We start from the raw sequence: 22,281 nt of genomic DNA on the forward strand, positions 1-22,281 counted from the left end.
TTCTGTGCGTAGGGTCAGCGAATGTCGATCCCGCCGCCCGAGGCGAGCGCGGGCGTTGCGGGGTGATCGGCGAAGTGCGGTAGGTAGTGCTGCGTGGAATGCGGTTGGTGCAGATGAGGCGTGCCGCCGGCGCGGCGCGCCGCGAGTGTGCATGCACACAGAAGATTGAGCGCGGCGCCTGCGAGAAAGAGCGCGTAGAAGCCCTGGCCGAAGCCCCACGACGTCGTGGCCAGCGCGGCGCCCGCGAGCATGCCCGCATGGTGCGCGAGGCCGGGGCAGCCCGCTTGCGCCGCGCGGCCGGTGCGCAGGAGCGTGGGCAGCGTGAGCGCGTCGAGCACGGCGAACGCCGGCGCGGCGAATATCGTCCAGGGCGCGAGCGTATCGAGCGTGAGCGCGGCCAGCAATGCGCCGCGCAGCACGAAGAGCGCGAGCAACGCATAACGATGATCGACGCGCTCCGCGAGCAGGCCGAAGCCGATCACGGCGCCAAGCGATAAGGCCAGTTGCGCAAACGAAAAAGGCCCCGAGCCGCACACCGCGAAGAACTGAAAGCGCGCGAGCACGCCGCTCGAAAGCCCCGCGAGCAACGCGGGCGCGAGCAGGGCGACGCTGCCGGGCAGCGCGGCCCCGAAACCTTGCTGCGCGCGTTGAAACGGAGTCCTATGTATTTGTGCAGATGGCGCTGATGACGCGATGCGCCGCGCGGGCAAGCACGGCCACGCCGCCGCAAGCAGGGCGCAACCCGCCAACGCGAGCGCAGCGGGCATGACGCCAGCGATCGAACCCGCGCGCGCCTGCGCCGCCGCTGCCGCCATCGCCGCCATGGTGAGCACGAGCGAGGCGGCCACCGGCACGGTGGCGCGCGAGTCGAAGCGCCGCGTGAGCGTCGCGGGCAGCAACGCCATGGCAAAGAGCGCCACGGCGCTTCCCGCGACCGCGGCCGCATTCGCGTCGATCTGCATCGACGCAAGCATGACGCCCGCCGCGAGCGCCGCGGCGCCGCCCGTCACCGCGCACCAGATCCACGCGGCAGCGAAGGCATCGCGGACTTGGGGCGTCACGAGGCGGCGCGCGCGGGTCGTCATCGCAGGCTTACTGCTTGCTGTGGCAGCACGAAGGCGCGTCACCCGCGTCCGGCGCGCCGTCCTGCACGCTATGCGGATCGCGCCCGCCCGGCAGGTCCATCGCCGGATTGCCGTAGAAGAAGTTGTTCGGCTTGAGCATGAAGCCGGCGTACTCCACGGGCATGACCGGGAAGTCCTCGGGCTTGCACACGTGCGTATGGCCGAAGCTGTGCCACAGCACGATGTCCTCGTTCTCCACGTTGCGGTTCGCCTCGATATAGCGCGGCAGGCCGTCGCCGCCCGCGTGCTGGTTCGGATAGTCGCCGCTCGCGTAGCGCTGCGTCGTGTCGTACGGCGTGACCCAGACGTGGCGTGTCGCGAAGCCGCCGCGCTGGCGCACCTTCGAGTGCGGATCGGCGAGCATCAGCGGCGAGTCGTTGATGATGAGCTTGTAGCCGGGGTTCGCGCCCACGCGATTTTTTACGTTAGGATTCACGACTTTCCAGAAGCGGCCGGTCTGCCCGTTCGCGTTGCGCGCCGCTTCCTGCTCGGTCCTGAGCACGCGCTTCGTGGTGTCGAAGACGTTGCCGTACGGGTTCTCCGCGCCCATCGGACGCGGCACGAACTCGTGCTCGGTGACGGAGTTCTTCTCGCCGTCGACCATCATGTGCAGGCGCGCGTTGAAGAAGTGCTGATGCGTCGGGCCGCCGAGATTTTCGGTGACCATGCCGCCCCACGGGTACGCGTCGCCGTCCGCGACCGCCGAGGTCTGGACGATGCCCGTGAGCTTGCATTCGAGCTGGATCGTGCCGTCCTGATAGAAGTACCAGTAGAAGCCGTAATCGTAGTTGCCCACCGTCGCGAAGAACGAGATCACGAGGCGGCGCGAGCGGCGCATCTCGAACACGCCGGTGCGGAATTCGTAGTGCTTCCAGAGCGTGCCGTAGTCTTCTTCATGGAGGCAGACCGCGTTCTTCATCGCGAAGCTGTTGCCGAAATCGTCGGCGGACGGAATGTCGAAATAGCGGATCGTGCCGAGACAATCGCAGCCCAGTTCGAGCTGGTTCGCGAGCTTGCCGAGGCCGTACTCGCCCGCGTCGAAGGCGCTCTTCCAGTAGTGGTTCGTGGTGGGATCGGAGTAGGGCACGCACATTTCCGTCACGCTCGCGCGGTAGACGATGGGGCGCGGCGCGTTCTTGCCGTCCTCCCAGGTGATCTGGTGCAGCACGAGGCCCTCGCGCGGCGTGAAGCCCACGCGGAATTTCCAGTTCTGCCAACTAACCTGCCAGCCGTCGATCGTGAAGCTCGGCCCTTCGGGCTGACTGATCGAGAGCGGCTTGACCGTATCGCGCGGCTTGCCGATGCTCGGCGTGTCGTAGTTGTGCCTGGCGCGCGGAATCGGAATGATGCGGCCATCGTCCACGAGCTCGATCACCTTGTGTTCGAGCAGGTCCACCACGGCCACCACGCCTTCGATCGGATGCGCGTAGCCGTTGTCGGTCAGGTTCTCGCGGTAGTAGCTCACGCAGCGCACGAGACGGCGGCCGCCCTCGTTGGGACGATCGAAAGCGCCCGCCGAGAACGGGTCGACCTGCACGCGTTCGAGATCGTCTTCGCTGAGGCCGCGCTTCTTGACGGCCTCGCGCCACGCAGGATCGGCCTTCACGATGCGCTCGGCGTTCATGAAGTCTTCGATCATCACCGGCGGCTGGCCGAATGGCGCGCTGTGCAGCGCGAGCGCCTTGCGCGACTCTACTTTCTTTTCGCGCAGATCGACGACCAGTTCGAGCGTCTGGTTGCGCGTGCGATCGATGGCGATCGTGAAGGCGCGGCGCGAATAGTAGCCGCCGGGCTGGTAGGCGACGACTTCGGCCTTGGGCGGCTCCTGGAGCTCGGTGACGGGAAAGCGCGCGTATTCGTCGAGCTGCTCGGCGGCCTTCACGATGTCACAGGCGAGCTGCATTTCGGTGAGGCTCAGCGGATCGAGCGGATGCGAGTTCGGATTCGTGTTCATAAGCTTTTCGTAAGGATGACGTTGGACCGCAACAGCGCATGAAAGGCGTCAGGCCGGCCGCGTTTTTTTGGGGGCGGAGGGCATGGCTGCAATGGCGATGTCGTGACGTCATCGTAGAAACGCCATATTTTTTTCGCGCTTGCAAAACGCGCCAAAGGGACGATAGAGTGCGCCATAGACAGAGCGAACAAACCCGGGGCGTATTCGATTGCGAAACATCGGGAGAATGGAGAGAGACATGAAAAGAGTGCCTGTCAGCAACGGTTTTCCGATGATTCGCGGCGCGGTGATGGGCCCGATCGTGCGCGCGCTCGATGCAGCGGGCGCGGACTGCGACGCCTTGCTGGCCGAGTTCGGCCTGAGCCGCAAACAACTTTCCGATCCTTATGAAATCCTGCCGCTCGGGCGCTATGTGGGCGCTTTCGAGCGCGCGGCACAGGTGCTCGACGAGCCCTGGCTCGGCCTGCGTCTGGGCAACGAATTGCAGCTCACCGAGCTCGGGCCCGCGGGGCTCGTGTTCATGTCGTCGCCCACGCTAGGCGCTGCGATCCGCAAGTTCACGGACGCCTTGGGCTCGTGGCAGAGCGGCACGCTCGTCGATCTGGTGCGCGACAACGCGTGGCCCATGTGGAGCTATCGCATCGCGCCGGCGCAGATCTGGCCGCGCCGCCAGGACGCCGAATACAGCGTGAGCGCGATGTGCCACATGATCCGGCTCGTGCGCGGCGCGGCGTGGACGCCGGTCGAGATCCATTTCGAGCATGCCGCGCCCGCGGATCTCAAGCCCTATCTGCGTATTTTTCGCGTGCCGGTGCGCTTCCAGCAGCCGGCGAGCGGGGTGGTGATCCATCCGCACGATCTCGACGCGCCGCTCAAGAGCGCCGACACGCAGCTCGCGCGCATGATGGAACGCCATGCTACCGACCTCATTTCGCGCGATACGGTGCCTCACGATCTCGTCGACCAGGTGCGCGATCTGGTGACGCGGCGGCTCGCGCGCGAAAAGCTCGTGGTCGCCGACATCGCTCGCGATCTCGGGCTGTCGAACCGCTCGCTGCAGCGCCATTTGACCGAGGCGGGCACCTCCGTGCGCGAGATCATTCGCGAGGAGCGCCAGCGCAGCGTCGCGGTGCTGCGCGAGCAGGAGGGCATGACCAACGCGGCCGTTGCGCGCGCGGTGGGCTATGCGGATGCCACGGTGCTATGGCGCGCGACGCGTAACTGGGGTCGGTCTAATTAGCTCACGAATAGATGTAAGTATATTGAAGGCATGTAGACTGAAGAAAGCCCCGGCAAATCGTTCGTCATCCGAAGCGATTTTCCGCGCCGCGATTCGGGTGAAATAGCGTTAAGTAAAAACCCGCAGGTCCCTTGGCGCAATTTATCGAGAATTTGGCGCGGTCCGCCAGGTCGTCAGAATTTTTAGCTGCCTACCATGCGCTCCTGTCGGTCTCGCAATTGAATACGCGAGATCCGCTCTCAAGAGCGCCAGAGGCACGCGGTCCTTCATCGTGTCGCACGGCGCAATTCAAAAAGACACCAGCAGAGGCAACGATGAACGAACCGCAAATACCCGTCGCGCCACCAGGCTTCGGTGGCGACGCCGTGGCAAACGATGCCGCCGTGCCCCAGCGCAGCCTGCTCGGCCTGTGGCAGATCGTGTTTCTCGTGATCTCCGCGGCCGCGCCGCTCACCGGCATGCTGGGCGCGGTGCCGCCCGCCATCAGCCTTGGCAATGGCGCGGGCATTCCCGGCGCCTTCGTGATCGCGGGCGTCGTGCTGCTCGTGTTCAGCGTCGGCTTTGCATCGATGAGCCGGCACATCGTGCGCGCCGGCGCGTTCTACGCGTACATCACGGCGGGCTTCGGTCGGCCGCTCGGCATGGCGGGCGCGCTCGTCGCGCTGCTCTCGTACACCTGCATCCAGATCGCGCTCTACGGGCTGTTCGGCTTCTTCTGCACCGTCGTGCTCGGGCCGCTCTTGCATAGCACGATGCCGTGGTACGTGTATGCGTTCGCGTGCATCGCCATCGTGCAGATCACGGGCCTGCGCGGCATCGACCTGAACAGCCGTTTGCTCGGCGTGCTGATGTGCCTCGAAATGGGCATCCTGCTCGTGCTCTCGATCGCCATCGTGATCCATCACGGCGGCCCCGATGGCCTTACGCTCGCGCCATTCGCTCCGAAGCACGTGTTCAGCGGCCACATGGGCATTGCCGTGATGTTCGCGCTCGCGTCGTTCATCGGCTTCGAGGCCACGGCGATCTACGGCAAGGAATGCCGCGATCCGAAAGTCACGGTGCCGCGCGCGACCTACGTGTCGGTCACGCTGATCCTCGTGTTCTTCGCGTTCGTCACGTGGGCCATCGTCTGCGCCTATGGCCTCAAGGACGTGGCCGACGTGGCCACGAAGCAGCCGGGCGACTTCTGGTTCATCCAGTCCGCGAAGTACCTGGGCGGCGCGATGACCACGACGATGAGCTTCCTGCTGCTGTCCAGCATCTTCGCGAGCCTGCTCTCGTTTCACAACACGATCGTGCGCTACATTCACGCGCTGTCCGTCGAAGGCATCCTGCCCGCGAAGCTCGATCGTCTGCATGCGAAGTACGGCTCGCCGTATCTCGCGAGCTATCTGCAGACGCTCAGCGTGGCGGTGCCGGTCGGGCTCTACGTGGTCGCGGGCGCCGACCCGTTCAACATCGTCTTTAGCTGCACCTCGGCGCTCGGCACCATCGGCATCGTGATGCTGCAGGCCGTGACGAGCTTTTCGGTGGCCGCGTTCTTCCGCGCCACGAAAAAGGACACGCGCGTATGGCATGCGCTCGTCGCGCCGGTGCTGGGCGGCCTGGGTCTGCTGTGGATCGGCTTCGTGCTGATCGGCAATCTCGACGCGCTCTCGGGCTCCGATAGCCCCATCGTGCGCGCGTTCCCGTGGATCGTGCTCGCGGTGGCGCTCATCGGCATCGCGCTGGGGCTCGTTTTCAGGCGTCACCGGCCCGACGTCTACGCGCGCTTCGGTCAGTAGCGCACGGCTAGACGGATTGGGGCGGGGCTGGCACCCCGCGCTTCACCCCACGCGTTTTCCCCGCATTTCCCCGGCAGTCAAACCGCACGCGGTGCGCGCATTCGAGCCGCGCGCCGCGGCCCGGCCGCGCTCGGCCGTAAGGGCTGAGTCGGGTCGCGGCGCTTGTGCGATCTCTCACTTCGAAACGAACGATACCGACATGAAAAATACATTCGTCACGCGCACGGCGCTGGCGCTGGCTTCGTGCGCCCTTGCCACCTTCACGCAAGGGGCCCACGCCCAGTCCTCGGTCACGCTCTTCGGCACGGTGGACGCCGGCCTCGTCTATTCGACCAATCAGCAAACCACGCACGCGGACGGCCGCACCGACGGCCATTCGAACTGGCAGCTGGGCGGCGGCAATCTCGTGCCGTCGCGCTGGGGCTTGTCGGGCAGCGAGGACATCGGCGCCGGCACCACGGTGAATTTCACGCTGGAAAACAGCATCTTCACGCAGAACGGCGCGCTGCTGCAGAGCGGCACGCTCTTTAACCGCAACGCGTGGGTGGGCGTGGCGAACGCGAACTACGGCACGCTCACGCTCGGCCGTCAGTACGACCCGTTCTCCGACGACATGGGCGCCTATGCGTCGAGCAACAACTGGGCGACGCTCTACGGCTCGCATTTCGGCGACGTCGACAACCTCAACGAAGCCTTCAACTTCAACAACTCGATCAAGTACCTGAGCCCGAGCTTCGGCGGCCTCACGCTGGGCGGCCTGTTCAGCTTCGGCGGCGTGGCGGGCGACTTCTCGCAGAACCGCGGCTGGTCGCTCGCGGCGAACTACACGCACGGACCGCTCTCGCTCTCGGCAGGCTATCTGCAACTGCGCAATCCGCTTCAGGCGGCGCTGGGCGGGGAGAGCGGCTATATCGGCGACCTCAGTTGCGCCAACGCAGATGCTTCGTATTGCGAACTGCAGAACGCGCAGAAGATCGACATCTACGGCGCGGGCGGCTCGTACGCGTTCGACAAGGTCACGCTCGCGCTCAGCTACACGCATACGCGGCTTTCGCAGAGCCAGTATTTCGCGAGCACGGCGCAGCCGCAGGGCGCCGATATCTCGTTCGACATCGCCGAGCTCAATACGATGTGGCAGTTCTCGCCGGCGCTGCAATTCGGCTTCGCGTACATCTTCAACGACGCGCATCCCGACCAGGGCTCGTCCACGCGCATCCACCAGATCAACCTGGGCGCCGTGTACAACCTCTCGAAGCGCACGGCGCTCTACGCCGTGGCGATCGGCCAGAAGTCGTCGGGGGCCGGGCTCGGCGTCGACGCAACGGGCAGCGGGACGAGCAATCTCGCGCAGATCCCGAATCTCGTGAACTCGGATACCGACAAGCAACTGGCGATCATCGCGGGCCTTCGGCATAACTTCTGATCGAGGGCGCACGCGTGCCCGCCGTCGCACGGCGGGGCACGCGGCTGGGCGGCCGCCTCGTTGCAGTGCGGTAAATGAGCGGGGGCGGTGCGGGAAGCCCGGCGCGGCCAGTCTCGCGTGGGGAGAAGCGGCGCTGTCAGCCTCGCGCGCCTGTCCGACGGATCGGCGCTAGAATGTTCCGGTCCGCTTTCCCGCGCGAGTCCCCGCATGAAAGTCGCCCTTTTTGTTCCCTGCTTCATCGACGCGTTCTATCCCGAGGTCGGGATCGCCACGCTCGAATTGCTGGAGCGGCTCGGCTGCGAGGTCGACTATCCGCTCGAGCAGACCTGCTGCGGCCAGCCCATGGCCAATAGCGGTGCGCGTGCCGAGGCGGCGGCCGCGGAGCGCGTGTTCGCGCGCGCCTTCGAGGGCTACGACTTTATCGTCGGCCCCTCGGCGAGCTGCGTGAACCACGTGCGCGACCATTTCACGGCCATCGAGCAGACCGAGGCCGTGCGGCGCGTGCGTACCCATACCTTCGAGCTCGTCGAGTTCCTGCACGACGTGCTGCGTGTGCGCGAATTTCCGTGGGCCGAGTTTCCCTGGCGCGTGGGCCTGCACAATAGCTGCAGCGCGTTGCGCCATCTGCACGAGGCCTCGGTATCCGAGGTGCCGGGCGAGCCTTTTTCGAAGCCGCTCGCGTTGCTGCAGGGCGTGAAGGGCATCGAGTTCGTGCGGCCGGCGCGTCCCGACGAATGCTGCGGCTTCGGCGGCACCTTTGCGGTAACCGAAGAAGCGGTTTCGGTGCGCATGGGGCAGGACAAGGTGATCGACCACGTGAGCGCGGGCGCGCAATACATCGTCTCGGGCGACATGTCGTGCCTCATGCATCAGCAAGGCTGCGCGGAGCGCATGCAGTCCGACGTGCGCTTCATCCATATCGCCCAGGTGCTCAACGGAGCGCGCGAATGAGTACGCCGAACGATCGTCCGAAGCGCGTGGAGCACGCGAAGCTCGCGGGCTCATTTCTCGCGCATCCCGAGCATGTCGACTTCCACGACAAGCGGCTCTGGGACTTGCGCACGAAGCGCGATGCGCAGGCCCATGCCATCCCCGAATGGGAGACGCTGCGCGAGCTCGCCTCGGCGATCAAGGCGCACACGCTCTCGCATCTTTCCGAATATCTCGACCAGTTCTCGCGCGCCGCGGAGGCGAACGGCGTGCAGGTCCATTGGGCCGATACGGCGGGCGAGCACAACGAGACGGTCGTGCGCATCCTGAGCGAGCGCGGCATCACGGCGCTCGTGAAGAGCAAGTCCATGCTCACGGACGAGTGCGAGATGCGCCCCTACCTCGAGCAGCATGGCATCGCGGTGATGGAAACCGACCTCGGCGAGCGCATCCAGCAGCTCGACCGGCAGCCGCCGAGCCATATCGTCGTGCCCGCCGTGCACAAATTGCGCGACGACGTGGCCGAAGTGTTCGGCCGCACGATCGGCACCGACCCGTCCAATAGCGACATTCACTATCTCGCCGAGAGCCAGCGCATGAACACGCGCCCGTGGTTCGTGCGCGAGAAGACGGCGGGCATGACGGGCTGCAACTTCGCGGTGGCCGAGACCGGCACGGTGGTGGTCTGCACCAATGAAGGCAACGCGGATCTCTCGGCCAACGTGCCGCCGGTGCATATCGTCTCGATGGGCATCGAGAAGCTGATTCCGCGCGTATCCGACCTGGGCGTATTCATCCGCATGCTCTCGCGCAGCGCGCTGGGCTCGCCGATCACGCAATACACCTCGCATTTCCGCGCGCCGCGCGAGGGTGCCGAAATGCATTTCATCCTCGTCGACAATGGCCGCAGCGCGCGGCTCGCGATGCCGGACTTCTGGTACTCGCTCAAGTGCATCCGCTGCGGCGCGTGCATGAATACGTGCCCGGTCTACCGGCGCAGCGGCGGCCTCTCGTATGGCAGCACCTATGCGGGGCCGATTGGCGCGATCATCAATCCGACCTTCGATCTCAAGCGCTTCAGCGCGCTGCCGTTCGCGTCCACGCTCAACGGCAGCTGCACCAACGTGTGTCCAGTGAAGATCAATATTCACGAGCAGATCTATCAATGGCGCGAGGTGATCGCTGCGCAGCACGAAGTGCCGTTCGTGAAGCAGGAAGTGCTCAAGATGGCGGGGCGGCTGCTCGGGAGTCCGAAGCTTTATCGCGCGGCGGTGTCGTCGCTCGACGGCGCGTTGCGGCGCCTGCCCAACTTCGTGCTCTACAACCCGCTCAATATCTGGGGCCGGCAGCGCACGCTGCCGCACGCGCCGTCCACGACGTTTCATGCGTGGTACCGCAAGAATCGCAAGAACCGCAAAGACGACAAAGGCAGCAACGGAGGCGACGATGGCGAGCCGTGAAGCGTTCCTCGCGCGCGTGCGCGCCGCGCAGCCCGCAGCCCAGGCGCTGCCCGAGGTGCCGCTGTTCGATTCGCCGCCCGGCGACTTGCGCGCGCGCTTTGGCGCCGCGCTCGCGCTGATGGGCGGCAAGGAGGCGCAGGCCGAATCGGGCGAGGCCGTGCTCGCGCTGATACACGAGCGCTTCGGCGCGCAGGCGTCGATTGCTTCGGCGGCGCCCGAGGTGCGGGGTACGGTCGCGCTCGATGCGGCCACGCCGCCCGCCTCGCTCGAAAACGTGGAAGTGGGCGTCGTGCGCGCGCGCTTCGGCGTGGCGGAGACGGGCTCGGTGTGGCTCTCCGAGCGCGAGTACGGCGTCAATGCGCTGGGCTATCTGGTCCAGCATCTCTATGTGCTGCTCGATCCCGGCGCGCTCGTGGCCGGTCTTCAGGACGCCTACCGACGCGACGATTTTCGCGGCGCGCGTTACGCAGCGCTGGTGACGGGGCCATCCGCGACCGCCGATATCGAGGGCGTGCTCATTCAGGGCGCGCAAGGGGTGAGATCGCTGACCGTGGTCTGGCTGGCGGCGCGCTGAGCGGCGCGCGCCCAAGTAACGCGAGTCACGATGATCATCCACGTTCTACTGCTGAGCGGCTTTTTGCTGGCGAGCATCGCGCTCGTGCAGGCCGTGAGCCTGCGCTTCGCGCTCTCCGAGTCGGTGCTGCTTGCGGCTTGGGGCTTCGCGCTCGGCGGCATCTATCTCGTGAGCGGCGAGGCCTGGCCGCAACTGGCCGCGAGCGTCTTCACGCCCGCGCTCGCGCCGCGTCTGCCGCCTGAAGCCTATCTGTGGATCTTCCTGCCGCTCCTGCTGTTTCAGGCCGCGCTCAGCGTGAACGTGCGCGAGATGCTGGGCGACGCCGCGCCCATTCTGCTGCTCGCCGTGGTGGCCGTCTTCGTGGCCACGGCGATGGTGGGCGGCGCGATCCGCCTCACCGGGCTCGGCCCGCTCACCGACGGCCTGCTGCTCGGCGCGATGATCGCGACCACGGACCCCTCGGCCGTGCTCGCCGTGTTCCGCGAGGTGGGCGCGCCCGAGCGTCTCGTGCGCCTCGTCGAAGGCGAGAGCCTGCTCAACGACGCGGCCGCCATCGCCATCGCGACCGTGCTGATCGCCGCCATCACCGGCGACACCGCCGCCGCGACGGGCGGCGCCGCGCTGCGCACGCTCGCCGTCGAGCTCGTCGGCGGCTTTGCCGTGGGCGCGCTCGCGGGGCGCGCGTTCGCGTATCTGCTGCCGGCGCTCGGCGGCGAGGGCAAGGCCGAGATTTCGCTGAGCTTCGCGTTGCCGTATCCGCTCTATCTGTTCGCCGATCAGATGCTGCACGTCTCGGGCGTAGTCTCGGTGGTGGCGGCGGGCCTCGTGATCAGCGGGCTCGGACGCACGCGGCTGTCGCCCGTCAACTGGCAGCACCTGCAACTGATCTGGGAGCAGGTGGCGGCCATGGCGGGCGCGGCGATCTTCTTGCTCGCGGCCATGCAGATTCCCGCCACGCTGCGCGACGCGCACTGGCTCGATCTCGTGGCGCTCGCGGTCGTGGTGGTGACGGCGCTGGCGGCGCGCCTCGTCGTGGCGTTCGGCATGCTGCCGCTCTTGAGCCGCCTGAAGCTCACCGAGCCCGTGAGCGCCGCCTACAAGCTCGTGATCGCATGGGGCGGCCTGCGCGGCGCGGTCACGCTCGTGCTCGCGCTCGGCCTCGCGCACAACGCGGCGCTGCCCGAGACCACGCGCCGCTTCGTCGCCATCCTCGCGACCGGCTTCGTGCTCGTGAGCCTGATCGTGAACGGCTCGTCGCTCAAGCTGCTCATCAAGCGGCTCAAGCTCGACCTGCTCTCGCCGCAGGAAGAGGCGCTCCAGCAGCAGGCGGTGCGGCTTTCGTCGATCGGCGTCTCCGAGCAGGTGCACGTGGCGGCGCGCACCTTCCGCATACCCGACTCGATTGCCGACGACGCCTGCAGCACCTTCCGCCGCAGCATCGACCTGAGCGCGACGGCCTTCGACATCGAGGCGGCGCTGTCCGAGCGCGAGCGCCTGGCGATCGGCCTCGTCACGCTCGCGACCAAGGAGCGCGACCTGATTCCGCAGTACGGCAGCGGCATCATCACGATCGGCAATCTCGACGCCATGATGCGCAACACCGACGCGATGATCGAGGCGGCGCGCGAAAGCGGGCGTATCGGCTACCAGCGCGCGGCGGCGAAGATCCTGGCCGATACGGCGAGCCTGCGCGTCGCGCGCTTCGTGGCGCGCTGGCTGCACATCAACCAGCCCTATGCCGATGCGCTCGCCGATCGTTTCGAACTCCTGATGTGTCGCCGCGTGGTGCTGCATCAACTGATCGAATTCGCCGACACGAGTCTCACGCCGCTCTTGGGCGAGCGGCTGGCCAAACTGCTGGGCACCATCTTGAGGAGCCGCATCGAGAAGGCCGAGCGCGGGCTGGACGGCGTGCGCCGGTGCTTCGCCCACGACGGCGCGGACGTGCTCGAGCGCCGCATGATGCTGCTCTACGCGCTGCGCGAGGGGCGCGCGCGCGTGGCGGCGATGTACGAGGACCGGTCGATTTCGAAGGAGATCTACGATTCGATCCGCCGCGAGCTGGACGCGGCGTGGAAGCGGGCGGTGCCGCGCGCGCATCCGGACCTGCTGCTCGCGGGCGGTGGCGAGGCGCGGGCGGCGGATGCCGCCGAGGCGGGCGCATCGGCCGATACTGGCGCGGATGCGAGTGTGCGTGCGCAGGCAGCGCCGATGCCGGAGCAGCAGGCTACGACCGCATCGGTCGCGATGGCCCCGAGTAGCGCAGCCACGGATACTGCCGCAAGCGAAGCGCAGCGAGGCGCCGCGCCATGACCGAAATCGGGACCGCGCTGGTGGTGTTCGTGCTGCTGCTGGGCGGCACGGGACTCGGCGTGCTGCTGCGCCCGCTGCTGCCCGAGGAGCATCGCAAGCACGAAACGGTGCAGCTCGTGCAACTGGTGCTCGGCATGCTCGTGACGTTCGCGGCGCTGGTGCTGAGCCTGCTCACGACCTCGGCGAAGAGCAGCTACGACACCGCCACCGACGACATGCGCGCCTACGCGGCGGACCTGATCCAGCTCGATGCGAGCCTGCGCGACTTCGGCCCCGGCGCCGAGGACGCGCGCGCCGCGCTGCGCCGCTACACGGCGGCGGCGATCGCCTCCACGTGGCGGCAGGAACGGCCGCCGCCCGGCGACGACTATCCGCGCGTGCCGGGCGCGGGCGACGGCGAGCTCGAAAGCGTGCAGCTCGGCGCGCTGCTCGCCTCGGTGGGGCAGCGGATCGCGGGCTTCGAGCCGCACGGCCGCTATCAGGCCGCGCTCGAGGCGCGCCTGATCGATTTGTTCGCGCGCGTGCGCGACACGCGCTGGCGGCTGATCGAAGAGGCGCACGGCACGCTCTCGCGGCCGTTCTTCGCGATGCTCACGCTCTGGCTCATCCTGATCTTTCTGAGCTTCGGGCTGATCGCCCCGCGCAACGCGCTGGCCTTGGTGATGATCGCCTTGGGGGCGGTGTCGATATCGTCGTCGGTGTATGTGATCGTCGATCTCGATACGCCGTTTACCGGGCAGATCGTGATCCCCAGCGATTCGATGCGCGATGCGCTGGCCCATATGAATCGTCCGCTCGCACCGCAGGCGTTGCAGCCAGCGGGCTAATCGATCGTTTGTGCGTTCATGCGAAACGTTGCGCTAGACTCGCTCATCGATTCGAGCATGGAAAAGGAGGTGCCCGATGCTGCGCAAGAGCCTCAACGCGTCGCGGCTGCAGGAAGAAGTGAAGCGCCGGATTCACCGGTTGCAGGAAGTCGTCGATGACGGCGTGAAGATTGGCGTGCCGCGTCCGCAACTGGAGACGCCCGATCGCACGGGCTGCAACTGGACGATGCGCCATTTCGGCAACGCGGCGGGATTCGAGGCGAGCATCGCGGGTGTGCTCGCGCAAGTGCAGGCCGAGTACAACCTCGCAGCGCTGGCGGGGGAGGAGAGCGAGGCGCCGCCCGCGCCAGCCGATGATCCGTTCGGCGGCACGCACGCACCGGCGAGCGTCGATCCGTTCGGCGAGGCGAAGCCTGCGCCGGCAGCGAATCCGTTTGGCGAAGGCAACGCATCCAACGCCCCGAAGGCGGGCGCCGATCCGTTCGGCACGCCTTCGTCGCCGAAGGAAAGCGCCAGCGAACCGGCGCCGCACAAGCGCCCGGCCAATCCGTTCGGCGACTGACGCCGCCTCGTACGCTGTACTCGACACGAACCGCACGCCGCTTCTTGCGTCACGGCGTACGTCCGCTCGCGGCGTTCAGCTTTCTTCAGCGGCCTTGCGCGGGCGGCGTGCACGCGCCGTCGTCTTCCTAGGCGCTTTTTCCTTCTTTTTTTCGGGTTCGCGATCGGAGTCGGCTGGGGGCGCGGGTGGCTCCGTCACCTCGCGCGGCTCGGCCTGGGCTTCCTGCGCGGCGGGCTGGGCAGCCTTCTTGCGTGCGGGGCTCTTGCGCGACGCGGTCTTGCGCGCGCGCCGCGGTGCTTCGGGGGCTTGCTGCTCTTGATGCGCCTCGGCGCCGGGGTGTTCGGACGCGTCGCGCGGCGGCTGCCCGAAGAGCGGCATGTCGGCTGCGTGGTGCGCCGCGTCTTGCTCGTGTGCGCGCTCATGCGTGCGTTCACGTGCACGTTCATGCGCGCGCGCGCCGCGCGATCGCGTCTCGCCGGCCTCGGTGAAGAGCTCGCCGTTCGACATCGCAGCGCTGGTTTCAGACTCGCGCGTGGGCTCGAACTCGAACGACACATGCGCCTCGGCCGTTTCCTGAGTCTCGCGGATCTCGGTCGCTTCGTTTGTTTCGCTGGCTTCGCTCGCCTCGCGCGCCTGCTCGTGCCCATTCTCGCCCGCCGCAGCCGCACCACGGCCCCCGCGCCGGCCCTTGCGGCGCGAGCGTGCATCGTCCGCGCGCGGCGCCGCGGTTTCCTCCACGGGGCTCGCGGGCGCGGCGCTCGCCGGCTGGCTCGTGCGCGTCACATAGGTGCCCGACTTCTCGTCGCGGCCCACTTCGAGCAGGCCGCGCGCCTGCGCCTCTTCGAGCAGATTGCCGAACGCGCGAAAGCCGTAGCGCGCCTCGTTGAAGTCGGGGCGCCGCCGCTTGATCGCGCTCTTGAGCACCGAGGCCCAGATCTTGCCGCTGTCGCCGCGTTCGTAGCCGAGCGCGTCGAGCGTCTCCACCACGAGCGTGATTGCCCTGGACTTGCGCTCTTCGCCACGTTCTTCGCCGCGTTCCTCCGCGTTTTCGGCCGAGGCGCGCCGCTCGTCGCCGCCCTGGCGCTTCGCGTTCGCGCCGCCTTCGCCGCGCGCCTTGGCGCGCTCCTTTTGCTCGCGCATCAGTTCGCGCACGAGGTCGTCATAGAAGATGAACTCGTCGCAGTTCGCGACGAGCAGGTCCGAGGTCGAATGCTTCACGCCCACGCCGATCACCTTCTTGGCGTTCTCGCGCAGCTTGGAGACGAGCGGCGAGAAGTCGGAGTCGCCGCTCACGATCACGAAGGTGTCGACGTGCGACTTCGTATAGCAGAGATCGAGCGCGTCCACGACGAGCCGGATATCGGCGGAATTCTTGCCCGACTGGCGCACGTGCGGAATCTCGATGAGCTCGAAGCTCGCTTCGTGCATCGACGCCTTGAAGCCCTTGTAGCGCTCCCAGTCGCAATAGGCCTTCTTCACGACGATGCTGCCTTTGAGCAAGAGCCGCTCGAGCACGGGCTTGATATCGAAGCGGTCGATCTTCGCGTCGCGCACGCCGAGCGCGACGTTCTCGAAGTCGCAAAAGACCGCCATGCTGACGTTTTCCTGGGGGGAGGCCATGTGATTCGTTCGTTCCATCTACAGTTCGAACGCACATGATAGCCCCTTGCCGCGACGCGGGCGGAAAACACGGGCCGCCACCATGCATGCGCACATATCGGCGCTCGCATGGCGTTCATCTGCGGCGGCCGCTGGACAGCGCTCGCGCATGTGTGCAGGACCTTAGTTCATTTGGACGATGCCCGTGTTTTAACGGCAGATCAGCATCGCTTTTCACGCGTTTGTCACATGGCGTACCTAACCTTGCGCGCTTCGAACGAGGCGTACCGGCGCGCATTCACCCACAAAGAATCCCACAACAACTCCACAAACAGAGGACTTCCATGGCTCTACGCTTCAGGGGCAAGCTTTGGGCGCTTTACGCGTCCGTTTTTGGCGCGCTTTGCGCGGCGCTCTTCGCGAGCGCGTGCGGTTCATCGTCGTCGGCCGCGACTGGCCAGCAGCAAATCCGTCACGTCTTCGTCATCACGCTCGAAAACGAGAACTACGCGAGTACCTTCGGCGCGAGCACGAAGGCGCCGTATCTGGCCCAGACCCTCGCTTCGCAGGGGGCGCTCGTGCAGAACTACTACGGCACGGGCCACGTGAGCCTCGACAACTACCTCTCCATGCTGAGCGGCCAGGCGCCCACCCAGCAAACCGATAACGACTGCCCGACCTACGACGACTACAACCTGAGCGGGACAACGTCCGATGGCCAGGCGATCGGCACGGGCTGCGTGTTCCCGGCGAGCATCAAGACGCTGCCCGACCAGCTCAAGGCGGCGGGCTTCACGTGGAAGGGCTACGAAGAGGACATGGGCAACGACCCGTCGCGCGAAGCCGCCACCTGCGGCCACCCGGCGCTGAACACCGCGGACCTCACGCAGCGCGCCGAGGCGCCGAGCGCGGCCGTGCCGCAAGGCGACCAGTACGCGACGCGCCACAATCCGTTCATGTACTTCCACTCGATCATCGACTCGCCCGACTGCGGGACGAACGTCGTGAACCTGGAAAAGCTGCAGAGCGATTTGCAGTCGATCGCGAGCACGGCCAACTTCAACTTCATCACGCCGAACCTCTGCGACGACGGCCACGACTCGCCCTGCGTGAGCGGCGAGCCGGGCGGCCTGACGAGCGCAAACGCGTTCCTGGAGAAGTGGGTGCCCATCATCACGGCGTCGCCGGCGTTCAAACAGGACGGACTCCTGATCATCAATTTCGACGAGAGCAGCTACGCGAGCCAGACGCTGGACACGAGTTTGAGCCCGGCTACGCTGACGCTGACCTATTCGGGCGGCACCTGCTGCAGCGAGCAGCCGGGGCCGAACCTCGCGCCGTTTCCGCAATCGCAGGCGTATGGCTCGGTGCCGGCCAGCTCGATTCCGGGGTTGCCGGCCTCGCTCGGCAATATCTCGCTCGTGATGACGAAGGCGAACTACGGCGGCGACCAGACCGGCGCGGTGATGATCTCGAAGTTCATCAAGCCGGGCACGGTCTCGACGGTGGCGTACAACCACTATTCGATGCTCAAGAGCATCGAGGACATCTTCGGCCTCAGTCATCTCGGCTATGCGGGGCAGGCGGGGCTCGCGGGCTTCGGCAACGACATCTTCACGAACCTGTAAGCGCATGATGACCTGTTTCTCGACCCGGACCGCGGCCGGGAGTGCGGTCCGGTCGGCGCGTGGCGCCGTCAAGGCCGCGCTCGCCGCGGGAGCTACTGTCAGCGTCACTGCTGGAACGTTCGCGGCGGTGGCGGCTGTTGTCGCCGTCGTGACCTTGAGCACACCGGACGCCGCCCATGCGCAGGTCCAGCGCATCCCGTCGCCGGCGGCGGCCCCGCAAGCCATCGCCAGGCCCGTCTATAGCGACGCGGCGGCGCTCGGCAAGCTGCTGTTCTACGATCCGTCGCTCTCGGCGTCGGGGCGCATGTCCTGCGCGAGCTGCCATAGCCCCGCGCATGCCTACGGGCCGCCGAACGGTCTTGCCGCACAGCTCGGCGGCGCCGATCTGCGCTCGCAGGGCACGCGCGCCGTGCCGACGCTGCGCTACGTGCTCGACCGCACGCCGATCTGGACGCACGTGCAGGCGGCGAGCCTCGGCGAGCGCTTCGAGGACGACGACGCGCCCGCGGGCGGCTTCGGCTGGGACGGCCGTTTCAACCGGCTGCGCGACCAGGCCACGTTCCCGCTTTTCAATCCCGGCGAAATGGCGAACCGCGACGCCGCCGCGGTCGTCGCGAAGCTCGCGCGCGCACCGTACGCGGCACGCTTCAAGCAGGTCTTCGGCGAGACGGTATTCGACTCGCCGCAGGCGGCGCTGAGCGAGGCCATGACGGCCATCGAGCGCTACGAGCTCGAAGAGCCCGACTTTCATCCGTACACGAGCAAGTTCGATGACTACCTTGACGGCAAGGCGCAACTCACGGCGAGCGAGTTGCGCGGCAAGAAGCTCTTCGACGATCCCAACGGCGGCAATTGCGCGTCGTGTCATATCGACCAGCCCGGCGCGAACGGCGCGCATCCGCTCTTCACGGATTTCCAGTTCGAGGCGCTTGGCGTGCCGCGCAATCCGGAGCTGCGCGTCAATCGCGATCCGGCGTACTACGACGAGGGACTATGCGGGCCGTTGCGCCACGATCTCGTTGCGGACCCAACGATGTGCGGCCTGTTCAAGACGCCCACGCTGCGCAACGTGGCGACGCGCGCAGTGTTCTTTCACAACGGGCGCTTTCATACGCTGCGCGACGCGCTGCGTTTCTATGTCGAGCGCGACACGAATCCGGAGAAGTGGTATCCGCGCGATCGTCAGGGCCAGGTCGTGAAGTTCGACGACTTGCCGCCGGCCTTGCGCCGCAACGTCGACGTCACCGACGCGCCGCTGACCAGCAAGCGCGGCGGCAAGCCGGTCTGGAACGCGCGCGATATCGACGACGTGATCGCCTTCCTGAAGACGCTCGACGACGGCTATCGCCCAGCCGCGCAGCCGGCGCGCGCGCCGATGCCTCAAGCGGGCCGCGCGGCCGGCGGCGCGTAGCCGAGCAGGGCGCTCGCGGCGGCCGCTTCGCGGCGCAGCGCGTCGGCCACGGGGGCGGCGGGCGAGGCGTCGAAGCCGCCCGTTGCGCCGAGCGCCGTGAGCACGGCGCAGAGCCGGCCGCTGTGATCGAAGAGCGGTGCGGACACGGCGCTGATGCCCTTGAGGTTCGTGTCCTTCACGCTCGTGCAGCGGTGCGTTTGCAGTTCGGCCTGCACCGCGCGGCGCAGGGCGTCGACCGGGGTGCGGGCCGGGGTTTCGCTGGCATCTAGCAGCGCGCGCAGCGCGGGCGCCGCTTGCGCGAATTCGTCCTGCGCCAGCGCGAGCACGCGCGAGTCGTCGAGCAGCCCGAGAAAGACGCGGCCCGTGGACGACCACAACAGCGACATCACCGACCCCACGCGCACATTCACCGTGACCGGCAGCCCCGGCTCCTCGAAGCGGACGATGGTGGGCCCCATGTTGCCCATCACGGCGACGAACGAAGTCACTTCGAGCGCCTCGCGCAGCCGCACGAGCGCGGACTCGGCCGCGCGCACGGGATCGGCCTGACGCATGGCGGCCACGCCGATCATGATCGCTTCGGTGCCGAGCAGATATTGCTGCGTCGCGCTGTCCTGCGCGACGAGCCCTTCCTCGATGAGACTCACGAGATAGCGATGCACCTTGGCGGGGCTCTCGCCCACATGGCCCGCGAGCGCCGAAAGGCTCGCCCGGCCGCCCAGACGCGCGAGCCCCTTGAGCACGGCCATGCCGGTCTGCGCGGACTGTACGCGCTGGCGGCGCTCGCGCGTGACGGCGCTGGCGGGTGCGCCGGCTTGAGTGCCGGCTGGCGCGGGCGTCGCCGATGCGGTCTTTTTGATCATTGAGCGATCCTGTTGACGCTGCCGCGCCGTGCGCGTGACAGCTTGCGTGGAGGTTAACCCCAATCTTGGCGTTACGCAATGCGTACTAGAGTTACGCAAAGTGACATGCGCGCAAGCAGGCAGGAGGCGACACCATGAGCGAGACACGAGGCGATACAACAGTACCCACCCCCGATTCCCGGCCCCAAGGCGCGGCGGACGGGCGCTGCCCCTTTTCCCGTTCGACGCAAGCGGCCCCGGACGCTCAAGCCGCCCGCTGCCCGGTGAGCGCGAACGCGGCGGCGTTCGACCCGTTCAGCGACGGCTACCAGCAGGACCCGCCCGAGTACGTGCGCTGGGCGCGCGAGCAGGAGCCCGTGTTCTTCAGCCCGCAACTGGGCTACTGGGTGGTCACGCGCTACGACGACATCAAGGCGATCTTCCGCGACAACCTCACGTTCTCGCCCTCCATCGCGCTCGAAAAGATCACGCCCACGGGCCCCGAAGCCAATGCGGTGCTCGAATCGTATGGCTACGCGATGAACCGCACGCTCGTGAACGAAGACGAGCCCGCGCACATGCCGCGCCGCCGCGTGCTCATGGAGCCGTTCACGCCCGAGCAGTTGAGGCGCCACGAACCCATGGTGCGGCGTCTCGCGCGCGAATACGTCGACCGCTTCATCGACGCGGGCCGCGCCGATCTCGTCGACGAAATGCTCTGGGAAGTGCCGCTCACGGTGGCGCTGCATTTTCTCGGCGTGCCCGAGGAAGACATGGACATGCTGCGGCGCTACTCGATCGCGCACACGGTCAACACATGGGGACGCCCGCGTCCCGATGAGCAGGTGGCAGTGGCGCACGCGGTGGGCAACTTCTGGCAGTTCGCGGGCAAGGTGCTCGACAAGATGCGCCGCAATCCCGAGGGCCCCGGCTGGATGCAATACGGCATCCGCAAGCAGCAGGCGCATCCCGAAGTCGTCACGGACTCCTATCTGCATTCGATGATGATGGCCGGCATCGTGGCCGCGCACGAGACCACGGCGAACGCCACGGCCAATGCCATGAAGCTGTTGCTGCAGCATCCGCGCGCGTGGCGCGAGCTCTGCGAAGACCCGAGCCTGATCCCGAACGCGGTGGAGGAATGCCTGCGCCACAACGGCTCGATCGCGGCGTGGCGGCGGCTCGCGACGAAGGACGTGCAGATCGGCGGCATCGACATTCCGGCGGGCTCGAAGCTCCTGATCGTGACGTCGTCGGCGAATCACGACGAGCACCATTTCGCCGATGCCGACCTGTTCGACATCCGCCGCGACAATGCGAGCGATCACGTCACGTTCGGCTATGGCGCGCACCAGTGCATGGGCAAGAACCTCGCGCGCATGGAGATGCAGATCTTCCTCGAAGAATTCACGCGGCGTCTGCCGCATATGCGTCTTGCCGGGCAGACGTTCACCTACGTGCCCAATACATCGTTTCGGGGTCCCGAGCATCTGTGGGTCGAATGGGATCCGGCGCGCAACCCCGAGCGCGTGAATCCCGCGTGGCTGGGTGCGCAAACGCCGGTGCCGGTCCGTATCGGCGAGCCGTCGTCGCATGCGCTGAGCCGTCCCGTGGTGGTCGAGCGCGTGGACACCGTGGCGCAAGACATCGTGCGGCTGCGTCTCGCCGCGCCCGAGGGCGCGACGCTGCCGCGCTGGGCGCCCGGTGCGCATATCGACGTGGAATGCGGCGAGTATGGCAAAGGCAGTGGCAAAGGCGTTGGCAAAGGTAGCGGCGGCGCGCTGTCGCGCCAGTATTCGCTGTGCGGCGACCCTGCCGATACCTCCGCGTTCGAGATCGCGGTGCTGCGCGAAGCGCAGGGCCGCGGCGGCTCCGCATGGGTCCACGACACGCTGCGCGAAGGCATGCGGCTGAGGATTCGCGGGCCGCGCAATCATTTCCGTCTCGACGAGCAACGCGAGGCGGGGCACCGCGCCATTTTCATCGCGGGCGGCATCGGCATCACGCCGATCAGCGCGATGGCGCGCCGCGCGCGCGAACTCGGCATCGACTACGAACTGCACTACAGCGGCCGCTCGCGCCGGACCATGGCGTTCGTCGCGGAGCTTGCGCAACTGCATGGCGAACGGCTGCGCCTCTATGTCTCCGATGAAGGCACGCGCAACGATTTCGGCGCGCTGCGCGTGGACGGGCACACGCGCGTCTACGCGTGCGGCCCGGCGCGCATGCTCGATGCGCTGCAGGCCGCGAGCGCCGCGTGGCCCGAAGACGCCTTGCGCATGGAGCACTTCGCCGCGCGCGCCGGCCAGCTCGATCCGGCGAACGAACACGGCTTCGAAGTCGAACTCAAGGATTCGGGCGTCGTGCTCGAGGTGGGCGCGGACCAGACCGTGCTCGACGCGCTGCGCCGCGCGAATATCGACGTGCAGAGCGATTGCGAAGAAGGCCTGTGCGGCTCATGCGAGGTGCGCGTGCTGGCGGGCGAGATCGATCATCGCGACGTGGTGCTCACGCGCGCCGAGCGCGAGGCGCAGACGCGCATGATGACCTGCTGCTCGCGCGCGAAGGGCAAACGGCTGATACTCGAGCTTTAGGCAAACGGGCGAAGCC

At 67.2% G+C, this 22,281-nt stretch carries 15 protein-coding genes and 1 pseudogene; 12 read left to right on the forward strand and 4 right to left on the reverse strand.

Annotated features, from left to right (window positions below; translation table 11 throughout):
- Positions 1–14: 14 nt before the first annotated feature.
- Both U5775_RS32520 and U5775_RS32525 read right to left on the reverse strand, forming a co-directional pair.
- Entirely contained in the window at positions 15–1,085 is a 1,071-nt protein-coding gene (locus U5775_RS32520) for a hypothetical protein (RefSeq protein ID WP_322062236.1), read from the reverse strand.
- 7 nt (positions 1,086–1,092) lie between these two features.
- On the reverse strand, positions 1,093–3,078 hold the full coding sequence (locus U5775_RS32525; RefSeq protein ID WP_322062237.1) for a primary-amine oxidase: 1,986 nt from the start codon (positions 3,076–3,078) through the stop codon (positions 1,093–1,095).
- A 238-nt stretch (positions 3,079–3,316) separates the two neighbouring features.
- On the opposite strand from U5775_RS32525, the gene U5775_RS32530 reads away from it, so the two are divergent.
- The 9 genes and pseudogenes from U5775_RS32530 to U5775_RS32570 form a co-directional block, all read left to right on the forward strand.
- Complete coding sequence (locus U5775_RS32530; protein ID WP_322062238.1) at positions 3,317–4,318, forward strand: AraC family transcriptional regulator; 1,002 nt, start codon at positions 3,317–3,319, stop codon at positions 4,316–4,318.
- Between the two features lie 314 nt (positions 4,319–4,632).
- Positions 4,633–6,102 carry an APC family permease gene (locus tag U5775_RS32535; protein ID WP_322062239.1) on the forward strand — a complete coding sequence of 490 codons (1,470 nt, stop codon included), beginning with the start codon at positions 4,633–4,635 and terminating at the stop codon, positions 6,100–6,102.
- A gap of 199 nt (positions 6,103–6,301) precedes the next feature.
- Positions 6,302–7,525, forward strand: coding sequence for a porin (locus U5775_RS32540; RefSeq protein WP_322062240.1), 1,224 nt, complete (start codon positions 6,302–6,304; stop codon positions 7,523–7,525).
- 207 nt (positions 7,526–7,732) lie between these two features.
- Positions 7,733–8,476, forward strand: coding sequence for a (Fe-S)-binding protein (locus U5775_RS32545; RefSeq protein ID WP_322062241.1), 744 nt, complete (start codon positions 7,733–7,735; stop codon positions 8,474–8,476).
- The gene (locus tag U5775_RS32550) at positions 8,473–9,915 is read left to right on the forward strand and encodes a lactate utilization protein B (protein ID WP_322062242.1); all 1,443 of its coding nucleotides are present in this window, start codon (positions 8,473–8,475) and stop codon (positions 9,913–9,915) included. The genes U5775_RS32545 and U5775_RS32550 overlap by 4 nt, the downstream gene beginning before the upstream one ends.
- Entirely contained in the window at positions 9,902–10,489 is a 588-nt protein-coding gene (locus tag U5775_RS32555) for a LutC/YkgG family protein (RefSeq protein WP_322062243.1), read from the forward strand. Before U5775_RS32550 ends, U5775_RS32555 begins: the two co-directional genes overlap by 14 nt.
- A gap of 30 nt (positions 10,490–10,519) precedes the next feature.
- Positions 10,520–12,802 carry a cation:proton antiporter gene (locus U5775_RS32560; RefSeq protein ID WP_322062244.1) on the forward strand — a complete coding sequence of 761 codons (2,283 nt, stop codon included), beginning with the start codon at positions 10,520–10,522 and terminating at the stop codon, positions 12,800–12,802.
- On the forward strand, positions 12,799–13,629 hold the full coding sequence (locus U5775_RS32565) for a hypothetical protein (RefSeq protein WP_322062245.1): 831 nt from the start codon (positions 12,799–12,801) through the stop codon (positions 13,627–13,629). The genes U5775_RS32560 and U5775_RS32565 overlap by 4 nt, the downstream gene beginning before the upstream one ends.
- Positions 13,630–13,705: 76 nt before the next feature.
- Positions 13,706–13,939: pseudogene (locus tag U5775_RS32570) on the forward strand (hypothetical protein); the annotation flags it as partial.
- A gap of 327 nt (positions 13,940–14,266) precedes the next feature.
- Here U5775_RS32570 and U5775_RS32575 read toward each other — a convergent pair.
- Positions 14,267–15,811, reverse strand: coding sequence for an NYN domain-containing protein (locus tag U5775_RS32575; protein ID WP_322062246.1), 1,545 nt, complete (start codon positions 15,809–15,811; stop codon positions 14,267–14,269).
- A gap of 323 nt (positions 15,812–16,134) precedes the next feature.
- On the opposite strand from U5775_RS32575, the gene U5775_RS32580 reads away from it, so the two are divergent.
- Both U5775_RS32580 and U5775_RS32585 read left to right on the forward strand, forming a co-directional pair.
- Positions 16,135–17,418, forward strand: coding sequence for an alkaline phosphatase family protein (locus U5775_RS32580; RefSeq protein ID WP_322062247.1), 1,284 nt, complete (start codon positions 16,135–16,137; stop codon positions 17,416–17,418).
- A 4-nt stretch (positions 17,419–17,422) separates the two neighbouring features.
- A complete protein-coding gene (locus U5775_RS32585) occupies positions 17,423–18,829 on the forward strand; it encodes a cytochrome-c peroxidase (protein WP_322062248.1) in 1,407 nt (468 codons plus the stop codon).
- Here the strand turns inward: U5775_RS32585 and U5775_RS32590 are convergent.
- A complete protein-coding gene (locus U5775_RS32590) occupies positions 18,799–19,692 on the reverse strand; it encodes an IclR family transcriptional regulator (RefSeq protein ID WP_322062249.1) in 894 nt (297 codons plus the stop codon). The two genes, U5775_RS32585 and U5775_RS32590, sit on opposite strands and share 31 nt — an antisense overlap.
- Positions 19,693–19,826: 134 nt before the next feature.
- Here U5775_RS32590 and U5775_RS32595 point away from each other — a divergent pair, with 134 nt between their 5' ends.
- Positions 19,827–22,265 (forward strand): cytochrome P450/oxidoreductase, encoded by a 2,439-nt coding sequence (locus U5775_RS32595; RefSeq protein WP_322062250.1) that lies wholly within the window; start codon positions 19,827–19,829, stop codon positions 22,263–22,265.
- The last annotated feature ends 16 nt before the right edge of the window (positions 22,266–22,281 follow it).

It is taken from the genome of Paraburkholderia sp. J63 (assembly GCF_905220245.1).
Taxonomy (GTDB): domain Bacteria; phylum Pseudomonadota; class Gammaproteobacteria; order Burkholderiales; family Burkholderiaceae; genus Paraburkholderia.